General features: G+C 63.8%; 15 protein-coding genes and 1 tRNA gene. 2 read left to right on the top strand and 14 right to left on the bottom strand.

Annotation, left to right across the window (positions count from 1 at the left end; all coding sequences use genetic code 11):
• Positions 1-2: 2 nt before the first annotated feature.
• From GA0061098_RS15650 to GA0061098_RS15670, 5 genes are all read right to left on the bottom strand, one after another.
• Positions 3-554 carry a hypothetical protein gene (locus tag GA0061098_RS15650; protein ID WP_091957327.1) on the bottom strand — a complete coding sequence of 184 codons (552 nt, stop codon included), beginning with the start codon at positions 552-554 and terminating at the stop codon, positions 3-5.
• A 75-nt stretch (positions 555-629) separates the two neighbouring features.
• On the bottom strand, positions 630-1,499 hold the full coding sequence (locus GA0061098_RS15655; protein WP_091957330.1) for a hypothetical protein: 870 nt from the start codon (positions 1,497-1,499) through the stop codon (positions 630-632).
• A 227-nt stretch (positions 1,500-1,726) separates the two neighbouring features.
• A tRNA-Arg gene (locus tag GA0061098_RS15660) sits at positions 1,727-1,803 on the bottom strand.
• Positions 1,804-1,957: 154 nt separating this feature from the next.
• Entirely contained in the window at positions 1,958-2,488 is a 531-nt protein-coding gene (locus GA0061098_RS15665; RefSeq protein WP_091957332.1) for a hypothetical protein, read from the bottom strand.
• 170 nt (positions 2,489-2,658) lie between these two features.
• The gene (locus GA0061098_RS15670; protein ID WP_165637388.1) at positions 2,659-3,231 is read right to left on the bottom strand and encodes a hypothetical protein; all 573 of its coding nucleotides are present in this window, start codon (positions 3,229-3,231) and stop codon (positions 2,659-2,661) included.
• A gap of 180 nt (positions 3,232-3,411) precedes the next feature.
• On the opposite strand from GA0061098_RS15670, the gene GA0061098_RS15675 reads away from it, so the two are divergent.
• A complete protein-coding gene (locus GA0061098_RS15675; protein ID WP_091957337.1) occupies positions 3,412-3,795 on the top strand; it encodes a VOC family protein in 384 nt (127 codons plus the stop codon).
• A gap of 46 nt (positions 3,796-3,841) precedes the next feature.
• Here GA0061098_RS15675 and GA0061098_RS15680 read toward each other — a convergent pair whose 3' ends face one another.
• The gene (locus GA0061098_RS15680; RefSeq protein WP_091957340.1) at positions 3,842-4,330 is read right to left on the bottom strand and encodes a hypothetical protein; all 489 of its coding nucleotides are present in this window, start codon (positions 4,328-4,330) and stop codon (positions 3,842-3,844) included.
• Between the two features lie 259 nt (positions 4,331-4,589).
• Here GA0061098_RS15680 and GA0061098_RS15685 point away from each other — a divergent pair, with 259 nt between their 5' ends.
• Positions 4,590-4,943, top strand: a complete 354-nt coding sequence (locus tag GA0061098_RS15685; RefSeq protein WP_026202721.1) for a GrlR family regulatory protein — start codon at positions 4,590-4,592, stop codon at positions 4,941-4,943.
• A gap of 60 nt (positions 4,944-5,003) precedes the next feature.
• Here GA0061098_RS15685 and GA0061098_RS15690 read toward each other — a convergent pair whose 3' ends face one another.
• The 8 genes from GA0061098_RS15690 to GA0061098_RS15725 form a co-directional block, all read right to left on the bottom strand.
• Positions 5,004-7,691, bottom strand: coding sequence for a PAS domain S-box protein (locus tag GA0061098_RS15690; RefSeq protein ID WP_091957343.1), 2,688 nt, complete (start codon positions 7,689-7,691; stop codon positions 5,004-5,006).
• Between the two features lie 121 nt (positions 7,692-7,812).
• Entirely contained in the window at positions 7,813-8,727 is a 915-nt protein-coding gene (locus GA0061098_RS15695; protein WP_091957346.1) for a DMT family transporter, read from the bottom strand.
• 80 nt (positions 8,728-8,807) lie between these two features.
• Positions 8,808-9,623 (bottom strand): NUDIX hydrolase, encoded by an 816-nt coding sequence (locus tag GA0061098_RS15700; RefSeq protein ID WP_091957348.1) that lies wholly within the window; start codon positions 9,621-9,623, stop codon positions 8,808-8,810.
• A gap of 4 nt (positions 9,624-9,627) precedes the next feature.
• Entirely contained in the window at positions 9,628-10,581 is a 954-nt protein-coding gene (locus GA0061098_RS15705) for a dihydrodipicolinate synthase family protein (RefSeq protein WP_018322313.1), read from the bottom strand.
• A 105-nt stretch (positions 10,582-10,686) separates the two neighbouring features.
• On the bottom strand, positions 10,687-11,565 hold the full coding sequence (locus GA0061098_RS15710; protein ID WP_091957352.1) for an SDR family oxidoreductase: 879 nt from the start codon (positions 11,563-11,565) through the stop codon (positions 10,687-10,689).
• A gap of 160 nt (positions 11,566-11,725) precedes the next feature.
• Positions 11,726-12,586, bottom strand: coding sequence for a MaoC family dehydratase (locus tag GA0061098_RS15715; protein ID WP_091957354.1), 861 nt, complete (start codon positions 12,584-12,586; stop codon positions 11,726-11,728).
• A 203-nt stretch (positions 12,587-12,789) separates the two neighbouring features.
• Entirely contained in the window at positions 12,790-13,179 is a 390-nt protein-coding gene (locus GA0061098_RS15720; RefSeq protein WP_091957356.1) for a Zn-ribbon domain-containing OB-fold protein, read from the bottom strand.
• Entirely contained in the window at positions 13,179-14,336 is a 1,158-nt protein-coding gene (locus tag GA0061098_RS15725) for a thiolase domain-containing protein (protein ID WP_091957358.1), read from the bottom strand. The genes GA0061098_RS15720 and GA0061098_RS15725 overlap by 1 nt, the downstream gene beginning before the upstream one ends.
• Between the last annotated feature and the right edge of the window lie 198 nt (positions 14,337-14,534).

Consider the following 14,534-nt stretch of genomic DNA (forward strand, 5'->3'; position numbering starts at 1 on the left):
TTCTATCTGAGCGGATCGAATGTAGGCATCACGAGGTGCCTATTGTGAATTGCTGAAGCGACCTCGTTCACGATGGCTTCATAATCGCTCTTTGACTGGATCTGCGCAATTCGAGACTTAATCTCTATCCGCTGCTCTGCTGTAATGTAGGGTGCGATAATTGCTTGCAATTGCTCCAAGTGATTGGCAGCACGGACAACGTACGAAGTGCGAACCGATTGCAGAAATAAGATGCCTGATATTACGAGCAGAAGCGCGATCGCCAAACTTTTCTTCATATTTGGCTTGTGAGGAACCTCAAGATCATTCGCGCGCTTTTTGTCCCGTCGACGTCGCATCGTGACGGCGACAAGAATTATTCCGACGAAAAACCCAAGAAGTAGTTGGAAGACGATCAAACTGACGCGCTCGTAGTTTCCTTTCGCTATCTCCCGATACATCGCGTCGCTGAGAGCGGTCGAGCCTAGATTCGTTAAGAAAGCAAGTTGTTCGCCAAGCCACAGCACCAATGGTTTGAAAGCGAAGTCCCACAGAGCAGAGCCAAGGATGGCCAAGCTAAGACTTCCGACGATCCAAATTGCACTCTTAGTAAAATTAAATGGACGTTCTGGGTTGTCCGAAGTCATAGGTCAGTTCACCGTTTTTTCCGAAAGATGTTTATCGAAAAGCACGAGCCATCGGACGAATCCGGATCCAGCGCTGACCATCTCGATTGCGAGATCCAATGGTGGTTGCGATGGCTCTTCGGTGCCCTGCTCATGGCGATAGTTATGGCAAGCATCAACCCAGTCGGCGAATGAGCTGACCATCTTACTGGCCGCTCGCTGCGCGACCGCATCAGCTGCATAGAGGGATTGGATTGCGCTCCCAAGGTTCTTCGCGGCATCGGCGGATGTAAGCTTGGGGGCCTTCGCGAACATCAGTCTGTACAGACCCTCTGCAGCGCCGAATACGCCGCGAACTGCCTCTTTCCCGTCCGGGATCGCATTCGAAAGAGCCGACATGCCCTTTTCGAATTCAGTGCGCACGTTCGCGTAGCGGGGGGCTTCAATTGCAGTGATGGTAGCATTTCTATTTGCGGCAAATTCCGCGTCGACTACGAAATGCACTCCACCGCGATCATCGATGCGATAAGAGAGTCGTTCTTCGGAAAAAATGCGCCGCGACGTCACAAGAAAATACTCATTCAGGCGCGGATTCCGCATACCGACCGGGCTCTGACGCTTCAGCGTGAAGTGCCGGTAGATCAAAGTAATTGAGTCCAAAAAATCCGCGGTGCTAAATCGACCCAGCGTTGTGCTCCAGTCGACTCCGTAGTTCAAGACGACGTCGATGCCTAGCTCTGCAACTAAAAACGTACCCAAATCTTCGGCATCTTTGGGGATTGCGGCTATCCAAGCTGCGACCCGTCGCCGTGCGCGAGGGCTGTCCTGCAATAGCTCTTCCCTGCGCAAGTAGACGTGCGAGAACCGTTGTCCTGACTGCTCAGTATCCGACATGAAACTGCTCGTAGCGAGTGGCGCGAATCAACGGCCGATAGTGGCACGCGCGCTCCGCACGCAGCGCGGTCCCGAGAAGCTGTCCGACCTATTCACAGGCTTTGTTGCGCCTCGTGTTGCGTCGAGCCGCTTTGACTGGATTTGATCCCTTGAATTCACGTTTGATTTTGGCGCGACAGGCGCAGCATGACGCGAAAGCGAAAATCAATCTAAGTCATTGATTTTACTGGCGCGCTCGGAAGGATTCGAACCTCCGACCCTCGGAATCGAAATCCGATGCTCTATCCAGCTGAGCTACGAGCGCCCTTGGCCCAAGGATTGGGCCGTAACCGCGAAACACCGGACCGTTGCTGGCGAGCCAGCGCACCGGGCGGCGTTCGGATGGGTTCGAATTAGCAGAGAGGCTGGCCAATAAAAAGCCCTTCCCGCCTCGATCGAGGCGGGTCACAGCCGGCTTGTCACCAGGTTGTGTTGAAGAGGCCGAAATGCGGCTGCTGTGCCACCATCATCGGCCGGCCATACTGTGGCCCACCATACTGCGGCCCACCATACTGCGGCCCACCATACTGCGGCCCACCATATTGCGGGGCCGGATGCGCTCTGGCGACCTTACGCTTCGGCTGAGCCTGGACCTCCGGCTTCTTGGCGGCGTCGGCCTTCGAACCAGGCGTGAACTGGGCGAAGGTCTCGCGCACCCGCGCCTTGGCTGACAGATCGGCCAAGGCCGCCGACTGGGCCTCCTGCACGGGCGGCTGGGGAGCCACAACCGCGGCGGTCTTCACCGCCGGCGCGACAATCGTCGGCTGGCTGGTGTCGAGCACGACGCGCTCAGGCAGGTGCCGATCGGATCGGATTCGGATCAGGGGCTGATCGTTGCTTACGGTCGCAACGGCTTGCGCCACGGGCGCCGCCGGGAAAGCGAAATTCACCGCGAACAACAGTGCAAGCAAAGCTCCACCGACAAAGGTGAAATATCGAAAGATGGGCATTGGCCGCGCTCCGCCCCCCGCATCCCCGCGTGGGCTCTCCGCCTCAACAGGCGATCTGTTAATTTGTTCCTGGCCCAGCCGTTCGGTTCAAATGGCGACGCGAGGTTTTTTCGCCAAGGACCAACAAGGACCAAGGAGGGTAACTTTTCCGCTACCGGAACATTCCGCCGTTAAGCACGGCGTGCTGCAACCAGCGAGCATTTCGCCTGATCGGCATTCACGTTGATGAAGCCGACGGGGATATGCGCATAGGTCTTGCGGCTCTTCATGCTGACCGGATCCGCCAGCACACGGCTGCGGTTGGTGAGATGACTGCCGTCGCGCCGCGCAAACGCGCAGACGATCTCGACATCCTTTACGGCATAGTCATTGTCGTTTCGCAGCGTGAACGTCACCAGGGCTCTCGAGCCAAGGCCGCCGCGGCGCCAGGTCTGCGATGAAATCCTGAGACGACCGAGTTCTGCCAACGCCGGTGCCTGGGCTTCCAAGGCCGGCGACACCGTTGCGGCCGCATCGCCCGAAGGAGCCGCCTCGACGGCCGCCAGCTCCGCCTTCACCGGCTCAGCGCTATTTCCCTTGGACAGAGGCAGCAGCATCCAGACGCCGCAGCCGACAATGATGGCCGCCAGCAGCCACAGCAGGCTGCGGCCAAATGAGACGCTCGCGATTGTCACGGCCCGCGCCACTCGTTCGCCGGTCCCGGCGAAGCGCCCCAATCCGATCCGGTCGAGCCTGGCGTTCATGGTTGCATCACCGATCGCGGCCAAAGCCCATCCAACGACGGACCCGGCCACTGCTTACCTTAATCCGGAAGAGGAACTAAGGTTCCCGCGCAGTTGCGAATCGGCAAGGACGGTGGCGATCACCGCCCGCGGCCGCTAACATGCGCGGCAACATCGCAAAGGCCCGTTGGGAGAATTGAAATGCCAGACGTCACTTGGGATCACGTCCATCTGCGCAGCCCCGATCCGGAGGCCACGGCGGCCTGGCTGCGGGACATCCTCGGTGGCGAGATCGTGCACGCGCCGGGACGGATCGACGTGAATCTGGGCGGCGCCAGGATCTTCATCGCGCCACTCGAGGGCGACAACGCCGTCAACCCGCCGCCTCCGCACCCACATCAGGGTCTCGATCATTTTGGCCTGACGGTGAAGGACATCGATGCCGTTGCGGCCGAGATCAAGGCCAAGGGCGTCACGTTCACGCGCGAGCCGACCACGATCCGGCCCGGCGTGCGCATCTGCTTCATCCGCGGCCCCGAAGGCATCTCGATCGAGCTGCTCGAACGCGACAAGAAATATACCTGACGCGGCGAGCGCCCTCACCAGACGCGACACGCCGCCGCCGGCGCGGCTACGTCATGCTGCCGGGCATGAAGCAGCGGATGCTGACGCCCATGTAGCCGTAGATCGGCCATACCATGGTGCGCCCCACCCGGTTGGGCTCGGAGATCACGGCCTCCTCGGGAACGTCGACCCAGACGAGTTCCTGCGGCTGCCCTTCGAGCCTGGAGCCATAGCGCGGGAGACGGACACGATAGTGCCCGTCCTTGCTGTCCCAGTCGGTGTCCGAGAGCGCCGAACCGTCGGCATCGGAGCAGCACGGCCCCTTGCCGCTGCGCAGGCCGTCGAACCAGGCCTTCAGATCGGCATTGGTGTTGACGAACTGGCCGCGGTCGCGCGCATGGCCGATGGGGGCTGCGAGTGCAACCAGGACCAGGGCACCTGCCAGTCTTGCCCAGTATGTTACGCTGCCGGAACACCGTTGTTCGCTTTTGCAATTCGTAGGACGCGCACTGTACAGACGCGGCTCATCGCCGCCGGAATTGATCCAGTTGCTCATCGTCTTGCTCCAGCACCCCGCGGCCAGTGCAACAATTGTTATGCATTTCGCGGGCCAACCCTGATTCGCAGGCGGCCGGCCTCGCCCCGTCATCAGACCGTCATGACGGCGTCACGCACAAGCCGGGACAACTACGGCTCGCGGCGGCAACTTCCCGTGGCCGGCCGGCAAACTGCCGCGTTGCGCGAGAGAATGCGCTTTGGCATAAAAGCGGGACCGGTTACGCCATTGGGCGATGGCGGCCGGCCTGCGGGACGTTATGAAAAACGGTCTCTATTCGATTCACGTGACCCTGCTCGATGGTCGAGCCGGCAAGGGCAGCGGCGTGATCCTTTTTCGCGACGGCAAGATCCTTGGCGGCGATGCCTACCTCTATTACACCGGCAGCTACGTGGTGAAGGACGACACCACCTTCAAAGGCGAGGTGCTGGTGCAACGACACACTTCGCCGCGAGGCGACGACAATCCGCTGTTCGGCGGTCCTGCTCCCGTCGGTATCGGCGTCAGCGGCACCTACACGGACACGCGCGCGGAAATGACGGGCACGGCGCTGGTCGGCAAGGCCAGCCTGATCTTCGGCGCAACGCTGCACAAGCTCGCCGAGGCTGATTAGAGCATGATCCGGAAAAGTGTGCTGCGGTTTTCCGAAAAGATCATGCTCAAACAATAGAAGCTACTCCGCAGCCTGCTCCAGCGGCGCCGTGCGCGGCAGGATGATCTGGATGCGGGTGCCGCTGCCCGGTTCGGAATCGAGATCGAGCCGCCCGCCGAGCCGGTTGGTGACGATGCTGTAGACGATATGCAGTCCAAGTCCCGTGCCGCCCTGGTCGCGCCGCGTCGTGAAGAACGGATCGAAGGCACGGCGACGGACGTCGAGCGACATGCCGCAGCCATTGTCCGAGAAGATGATCTCGACATTGTCCTTGCCGGACTCCCGAACCTGGATGTCGATGGTCCCCGGCCGCCCGTCCGGAAAAGCGTGCGCCACCGAATTGAGAAACAGATTGGTCAGCACCTGGCCGTACGGGCCCGGATAGCTGTTCATGGTCAGATCGGGCTGGCACTCGACATTGAGCGTCAGATTGTGCTTTCGCAGGCCCGGCCTCAGGCTCATCACGACCTGCTCGGTGAGGTCGCCAAGATCGAAGCTGCGCTGATCCGAATAGTTGCGGTCGGCGGCGACTTGCTTGAACGACTGGATCAACTCGGCGGCGCGGTTGAGATTGGAGACGAGCTGCGAGGATGCGTCGCGGCTGGTGTTGAGGAAGTCGTTGAGCGTGGAGCGGCGCAGCTCGCCGCGCTCGACCTCGGCGGTGAACATCGCGGTCTTGCGCTCCAGCGCGGAGGCGACCGTGAGGCTGATGCCGACGGGATTGTTGACCTCGTGCGCGACGCCGGCGACGAGGCGCCCGAGCGCGGCGAGCTTCTCGGCCTCGATCAGCGAGGCCTGGGTCTCGCGCAGATTGCGCAGCGCGGTCTCGGCGGACTCCTTGGCCTTGCGCATCTCCTGCTCACCGCGCTTGCGCTCGCCGATGTCGAGCGCCACGGTGACGATCCGCTCGATCTCGCCCTCGGCATCGAGCAGCGGCAGCTTGTTGACCAGCCATTGCCGCATGTTGCCGGAGGAGTCCTTGTACTCCTCTTCATAGAAGCCGAGCCCCTTGCGGATGCTGAGCACGCGCTTGTCGTTCTCGTCGGTCTTGGCCGCGCCATAGCGCGACATCAGGTCGGCCGTGGTGCGGCCGAGCGCGTCGCCGGGTTCGATGCCGAAGATGCCGGCCATGTAGCGGTTCATCAGCACATAGCGCAGGTCGCGGTCCTTGACGTTGATCACCGCGGGCACGGTATCGATGACCTGCTGGAGCAAGCGCCGGCCTTCGGCGATGGCGTCTTCCGCCCGCTTCTGGTCGGTGATGTCGCGCAGCGTGCCCTCATAGCGGACGATGTTGCCCGCTTCGTCGCGCACGCCGGTGGCGCTGTCGGAGAGCCACAGGATGTTGCCGCTGCGCTGGCGCACCTGGTACTCGAACTCGCGCACCATGCCGTCGCGCGCCATCAGCCGCTGGTATTCGACGCGTGCCTCGGGATGGACGTAGATGGTGTGGGCGATGTCGTTGATGCTGTCGATGAGGTGCTGCGGGCTGTCATAGCCCATCATCCGCGCCAGCGCCGGATTGGCGTTGAGCAGATCGCCGGCCGGCGTCGTGACGTAGATGCCGTCGACCGAGCCCTCGAACAGCTTTCGGTAGCTCTCTTCGGCGAGGCGCTGCTCGGTGAGCGCGCGCACCGCGGCCTCGCGCGCCGTGTCGGCTTCCTCCAGCGCGCGGCGGAACACTTCGGCTGCGCGGGCGATGTCGCCGATCTCGTTGTCGAGGTCGGCCGAGGGGATCGAGGTGTCTTTCCGGCCCGCCGCAAGCGCGCGGATAGAGCGGGCGATCTGGGCGAGCGGGCGCACCGTCCTGCGCACCACGAACAACGCCGCGGCGATACCGATCAGAACTCCGATGGTGCCGAGCACGATGCTCTGCCATCGCGCTTCCGTCAGCGTCCGGGCAAAGTCGCGCGACAGCACGTGGCCGCGCCGGTCGCTGACTTCGCGCAGCAATTCGGTGACGCGACCGATCAGCCGCCCCTCGGTTCCCAGCACCTCGCGGTCGATGTCGGCGATCTGCCGCTCGCGAACGGCCACGGCCATGATGGCCTCGGCATAATCGTTCACCGCCGATTTCAGCCTGGCATCGCCAATGTTCAGGGCCCGCATGTTCTGCGCGGCCTGCTGCGCCGCGGACGGGTTGCGCGCCAGCAGCCCGAGCGCGATCCGGCTCTGCGCCTCCGACAGGCGCGAGGCCAGCTCACGGTCGGCGGCACCGGAGACAGCCACATCGAACTGTTCGCGCAGCGGCGGCAGGCCGGCGAGCAGCTGGGCGCGGCGATCGATCAGGGTCGATATCCGCTCGAGGCCGTTGCGATAAGTCGCAAGCCGCTCGGTGACCCCGTCGATCATGTCCTGTTGCTCGGGCGCGAGCTCGATGCGGGTCTTCTTCAGGATGTCGCTGAGCGTCGAGGCCGCCTCGCCCACCTGCTTGAACTGGATGCCGGCGCCGGGATCGGTGACGAAGTCGCGCGCGGCAAGCCGCAACTCGTTCATGCGGCGATCGATGTCCTCGGCGAGGTCGCCGACGCTCTGGAGCCGCTGCAGCTCGGCGAAGGTGGTGTCGATGTGCCGGATCGCGATCACGCTCGCGGTCGACGTGACGATGATCACCGCCAGCACCAACAGGAAGCTGCCGAAAGTGAGCTGGCCGATGGAGAGCGAGAATGTTCGCTTTTTCTCAGGGGTCGGCGTCAATTCGGCGGACATTGGGCTTTGAGGGACCGGGATATTGGAGGCCCAATATACGACGTATTGCGGCCCCGGGGAAACATGCCTCGGGCCGCCGATTATCCTTAATATTGTGGGCTCGGAGCCCCCTTCCCCCGATCTATGACGGTTTGACGCTTGCCTGCCTCCGGGCCGGGATCGTCATGGCGGCGACGCCGAGGACGACGCAGGCAAGCCCGATCCAGGCGGTCCGGCTCAGGCTCTCGCCGAGGAAGGCGACGCTGATGGCAACCCCGATCGGCACCCGCAGATAGGCCTGTGCGGTGGTGCCGACCGAGCCCAGGGTCTGGATCAGGCGGAAATAGATCGCAAACGCCGCGGCCGTCGAGAACACGGCGAGCGCGAGCAGCGCCAGCAGCGAACTCGGCGACGGTGACAGCGTCCAGGGCTGCTCGACCACGAGCGAGGCCGGGATCAGGACCGCCGCCCCCGCCAGCAGCGAGCCGGCTGCAGGCGCCATCGGATCGAGGCCTTTGAAGCTGCGGCCGAAGATCGCGGCGCAGGCGTAGCAGATGGTGGCGGCGACGATGGCCGCCTCCGCAATGATCCCGCTGCCCATGTCATGGAAGGCATCGACGCCGACGATCAGCAGGATGCCGGCCATGCCGGCGACCACGCCGAACAGCTTTCGCGGTGTCGTCGCCTCGTGGTGAGTGACGACCGCCGTGAGCAGGAAGGTGAAGATCGGGCCCGCCGAGTTGAGGATGGTGGCGAGCGCGGCATCGACATGGCGCTCGCCCCAGGCGATCAGCGTCCAGGGGATGACGCTGTTGAGCACGGCCTGGAAGGCGAAGCGCTGCCAGGTCGCGGCGTCCGTGGGCATCCTGATGCCGCGCGCCCACATCACGACGAGCAGCAGGAGGCCCGCGATCGTGGTCCGCGCCGCGATCAAGGTAATCGGGGAGATCGTGGCGACGCCAAGCTTGATGAAAGTGTAGGAGCCGCCCCAGAGCGTTGCGAGCGCGACCAGGAGCGCCAGCTCGACGGCGATATTGGTGTCCTGCCGGCTGTCCATTTCGCGCGCCCCGTCCCGTTGTCAGGGACGGAACCTAGCGCGTCCGCGGTCGCAGATAGTTCGTTACGTGTCGAAGTGTATTAGCCCACCGCCCCGACCTCGAACACCTCACCGTCATAGCCGGCTTCGCGGGGGATGCGCAGCTGGCGGCCGGTTTCGGTCTTGGTCATGACGGGCATCACCGTGACGATCGACATGCCGCGGGCATGGTCCAGGGCGGTGCCCACGCTGCCCTGCTTCGCAAGGCGAATCAGGTTGCGCGTGGTCGGGAATGGCAGCTTGAAACGGCCACTCTCGCCGCCCTCCACCGCCTCGCGCGGTGAGACCCAGATCGAATCGGTCGACTCCCTTCCGTCATGGGCGCCGAGCTGGTCGGGTGGCGCGGCGGCAAGGAAGAACCAGGTATCGAAACGCTTGGGCATGCCCTCCGGCGTGATCCAGTGCGCGTAAGGCACCAGCGTCTCGAGCGCGAGCTGAAGGTTGTTGTCGACCAGGATGCTCAGGAAGCTGACCTTGTGCTCGTTGAGCGCGACGCGGTGCTTGTCGGCGATCTCGCCGGCACGCCTGGCATCGACAGGCGCGCCCGTCCCCTTTGACCGCGCCAGCAGGATGCCGCTCTCCTCAAAGGTCTCGCGGATCGCAGCGATGCGAAAACCGCGATCCGCCTCGCTGAGGCCTTCACCGCCCGAATACAGGTCGGAGCGCGCGACGATCTCGTTGTCGCCGGCATCGACGCTGCCGCCGGGAAACACCAGCGCGCCCGAGTTGAACTCGATCTGATGATGGCGGACCATCATGAAGACTTCGATTTCGCCGCGGCCCTTGCCGTCGGCCTTGGCGCCATCGCGCAGCAGGAGGATCGTCGACGCCGGACGTGATGCTGATGTTTCGGCCATCCAACTAACCTGCGGCGCTGGATTGCGGGCCGAGATTGGCGCGCTTGTCGACACGGGCAACGCGCGACAGCAGGTACTCGACCTCCGCCTTCGCCGTCGCCGTGATGGTCGCGCCGGGCTTACGCTGGGCGCTGGAGGCGATGATGCCGCGCTTCTGCAGCACGTATTTGCGGATGGTCAGGCCGACGCCGGGCTGCTGCTCGTAGCGGATCAGCGGCAGATGCGCGTCGAACAAATCATGCGCGGCATCGCGCTTGCCGGCCTTGGAGAGGTTCACGACGTCGATCAGAAGCTCCGGGAAGGCGTAGCCGGTCATGGCGCCGTCGGCGCCGCGCTCCATCTCGAAGTCCAGGAACGTGCCGCCATTGCCGCAGAGAATCGAGAGCGGACGGAGCGAACCGTCCTTCTGGAAGCCGCGCAGCGTCGTGATCTTCTCCAGGCCCGGCCAGTCCTCGTGCTTGAGCATCACGCAATTCGGATTGTCCATGACGATCTTGCGGATCACGGCGGGGGTGAACACCACCGAGAGCGTCAGCGGATAGTCCTGCAGCACCCAGGGCACATCCGGCCCGATCGCTTCGGCCGCCTGCTTGAAATAGCCGACGATCTGGTCATCGGTGCGAAGCGACGGCGGCGGCGCGATCATGACGCCGGCCGCGCCGGCATCCATCGAGGCCTTGGCCAGCGAGCGCATGGTGGCAAAGCCGGGCGCGGAGACGCCGACGATTACCTGCATCTTCTTGGCGCGCTTGACGAAGCGCACTGCCACCTGCTCGGCCTCGGCCGCGTCCAGCTTTGGCGCCTCGCCGAGGATGCCCAGCACCGTGACGCCGTCGCAGCCGACCTCCTCGTAGAAATCGGTCAGGCGGTCGATCGAGCGCTCGTCGATCCGGCCGTCGTCGTGGAACGGCGTCGGCGCGATTGCGAAGGTGCCCTTGGCGTCGGCGGTCAGTTTCATAAGTCCAATATCCCTTTGTTCGTCATTCCGGGGCGATGCGTGATCATCGAACCCGGAATCTCGAGGTCCCGGGTTCGCGCTTCGCACGCCCCGGGACGACCATGGCTAAAACCGCCGCGCCCCCATCTTGATCTGCTCCTCGGAGAAGAAGATCTCCTTGGCGTGATCGGCGATGTCCTGGGCCTTCCAGCCCGTGTGCGGCGGTTTCCAGCCTTCCATTTCCATCATCCGCATCTCGCGCACGCCGCGGGGCCCGGACACGCCCAGCACCTTGCCGGTCTGGTCGCCCGACAAGTCGCTGACCATGTATAGCACGGCCGGCGCGATGCCGTCCGGCCCCAGCGCCGCCCCCGGGTTCTCCTTATAGCGGGGCAGGTCTGCGGTCATGCGGGTCAGGGCGCCGGGGGCGAGCGTCCAGATCCGGATGTTGTACTTGCGGCCCTCGATCGCCAGCACGTTGGACAGGCCCCAGATGCCGCCCTTGGCCGCGCCGTAATTGGTCTGGCCGAAATTGCCGATCAGCCCTGAGGTCGAGGCGGTGTTGACGATGACGCCGCCGCCATTTTCCCGCATCCAGCGAAACACCGGCATAGTGCAACAAAAGGTGCCCTTCAGATGCACCTTGATGACCTTGTCCCAGTCGGACTCGGAAGCCTTATGAAAGGTCTGGTCGCGCAAGATGCCGGCATTGTTGACCAGGATGTCGGCGCGGCCGAAGTGCTTGATGGCGTCGTCGAATACCGACTGGCCGCCCTCCATGGTGGAGATGTCGGCGCCGTTGGCGACCGCCTTGCCGCCCTCGGCCTTGATCGAGTCCACCACAAGCTGCGCCATCGACTTGTCGGCGCCGGATCCGTCGCGGGGGCCACCGAGATCGTTGACGACGACCGAGGCCCCTTCGCGCGCAAACAACTTCGCGTAGGCCTCACCGAGCCCCCCGCCTGCACCCGTGATCAGCGCGACCTTGCCGTCGAGTAGTCCCATGGTGGCTTCTCCCTGTTTTGTTTTTATCGTGTCCCGGACGCGATGCAGCGTGAAACGATGCGTCGCAGAGCCGGACCCAGTTCTTTGTTGCGGCTCTGGGCCCCGGCTCTGCAGCGCACCGCGAAGGCGCGCTGCGCTGCGTCCGGGGCACGAGACTGCGCTAACCCAGCACCGTCTTGCCGTTCTTGATCACGGTGACGCCGCGCGCGTCCACCTTGGCTTCGAACGAGATCGTGTTGCCGTCCTTCCAGAGGTCCATGGTCACGGTCTCGCCGGGATAGACCGGCGAGGAGAACCGCGCCACGTGCTGGCGGAAGGCGCTCGCGTCGTAGTCGGCATAGGTCTGCAGCACGCCGCGGCAGGTGATGCCGTAGGTGCACATGCCGTGCAGGATCGGACGCGGGAAGCCGGCCTTCTTGGCAAACTCCGGATCGCTGTGCAGCGGGTTGCGGTCGCCGCAGAGGCGATAGACCAGCGCCTGGTCGGGACGCGTGGTGATGTCGATGGTCGTGTCGGGGCTGCGCGAGGGGATCTCGTGCGGATCGGGCTGGGTCAGGCTCGGCCCGCCGAAGCCGCCGTCGCCGCGAGCGAAGCGCGAGGCGACGAGGGTCGCAAGCTTCTCGCCCTTCTCGTTCTTGAGCACGGTCTGGTGGGCGATGACGACGCCCTTGTCCTTGCCCTTGTCGTAGACTTCGACGACGGAGGAGTCGGCGGTGATACTGGCGGCCACCGGCAGCGGCTGGTGGAAGGTGATGTCGCGCTCGCCGTCGACCACCATGACGCGGTTGAGATTCATCTCGCCGGGACCTGCGCCCCACGCGGCGACGGACGCAAACGTCGGCACCACCTTGAGCGGCCGCGGCGTCAGCGTGCCCTCGTTGACGAAAGCGAGCTCCTTCTCGTCCATCGGATCGGCGCCGAGCCCGATGCCATAGGCGTAGAGCATCACCTCGCGATCGCTGTAGGCGTATTTCTGGCCGAGGTTTTTGAGGCCTTTCAGTTCGTCGTATCTGGCGGACATTTTTTTGGTTTCCTCTCCGGATTCTTATGCGCCGCTGCCAGTCGAAGTGCCCTCTCCCCTTGTGGGAGAGGGCTGCGAGAGCCGTGCGGCAAACTCGTTTGGGTGAGGGGTTGGCTCCTCGGCAAAAAGTCTCTCTGGGGAGAGAACCCCTCATCCGGCGCTTTGCGCCACCTTCTCCCACAAGGGGAGAAGGAAGAAAGCAATCAGGCCACCGTGAAGAACGGCAGCGGTGCGCCGTCGGTCGGCTTGAACACCACCTTCACCTTCTGGCCGATCTTCAGCTTCTCGAGATCGCAGTCGACGAAGTTGGTCTGCACCGACGGCCCCTCCTTCAGCGTGACGTAGCCGATCGCGTAAGGGCCGGTCGGCGATTTCCGCATCAGGCTCCAGGTGTAGATCGTGCCCTCGCCCGAAGCTTCCTCCCACACCGTCTTGTCCGAATAGCAGAACGGGCAGATCGAGCGCGGGAAGTAATGCGCTTCGCCGCACGCCGTGCAGCGCTTGATCATGAACTTGCCCTGCTTCGCCGCATCCCAGAACGCCGCGGTCTCGGGGTTCGTCACCGGAGCCGGATATTTCTTTGCATCTACCATCACACGCGCTCCAGAATGGCCGTCGAGGCGGCGTGGCGAACGCCCAGGAGGCCGCCGGTGCCGTGGGCGATGGCGAGATCGCAGTTCTTGACCTGCACCTTCGGATGCGCTTCGCCGCGCAGCTGCCTGACAGCCTCGATGATCTTGGTCATGCCGCCGCGGTTGACGGGATGGTTGCTGCAGAGGCCGCCGCCGTCGGTGTTGAACGGCAGCTTGCCGACGCCCGAGATCAGATTGCCGTCGGCGACGAACTTGCCGCCCTCGCCCTTCTTGCAGAACCCGAGGTCCTCGAGCTGCATCAGCACCGTGATGGTGAAGCTGTCGTAGATCGAGGCGTATTTGATGTCCTTCGGCGTGATGCCGGCTTCCTCGAACGCGCGCGGGCCGGACCAGATGCCGGCGGAGTACGTGAGATCGAGATCCTTGCCGCCGCGCGGGCCCTTCATCGCCTCGCCATGACCGATCAGCTTGACCAGTGGCTTCTTCAGGCTCTTGGCGATCTCGGGCGTGGTCACGATCAGCGCGCCGCCGCCGTCGGAGACGACGCAGCAATCCATGCGATGCAGGGGATCGGAGATCATCGGCGAGTTAAGGACGTCCTCGACGGTGACGACGTCCTTGAGCATCGCATGCGGATTGTATTGCGCGTGATGCGAGGCTGCGACCTTGATCCAGGCGAGCTGCTCCGAGGTGGTGCCATAGTCGTGCATATGGCGCATGGCACACATGCCGTAGGCATTGTGCGTGGTCGCGCCGTAAGCGGACTCGAAATCGAGCTCGGCGCCGGCCGCGCGCGGCGGCATCGCGCCGGTGCGCGGCTTGCCGGCCAGCGTGATCAGCGCGATCGAGCACTTGCCCGCCGCGATCGCCTCAGCGGCATGGCCGAGATGGATGATGTAGGAACAGCCGCCGGTCTCGGTGGAATCGATGTGGCGGAGTTTCTTGGTGTTCAGGCCGAGATAATCGACCATCGGCCAGGCGCCGCCGGGCGCATCGCCCGCGCAGAAATAGCCGTCGACGTCGTCCTTACTGATCCCGGCATCCTCGATCGCGCCCTTGGCGACCTCGGCGTGGAGCTGGGCGGTGGATTTGTCCGGCGCATGCCGGGTCGGGTGTTCGTAGATCCCGGCAATGTAGGCCTTGCCCTTGATGGTCAAACTTCAGGTCTCCGCTGGCGTTTCTTCTTGGCTCTTTTTTCTGAACCGCGGTGGCCCTGTTGGCAAGCGCGGAAATATTCCGCCCCGCGAGAGGGCTGCGGTTCGGCGCAAGTGGGGTATGTTCTGGTGTCCCGGACGCGCTGCAACGCTTCAGCGTTGCTGCGCAGAGCCGGGACCCATGCGGCCGCGTTTTCGTTG

Origin of the sequence: Bradyrhizobium shewense (genome assembly GCF_900094605.1) — a bacterium.
Lineage (GTDB): Bacteria > Pseudomonadota > Alphaproteobacteria > Rhizobiales > Xanthobacteraceae > Bradyrhizobium > Bradyrhizobium shewense.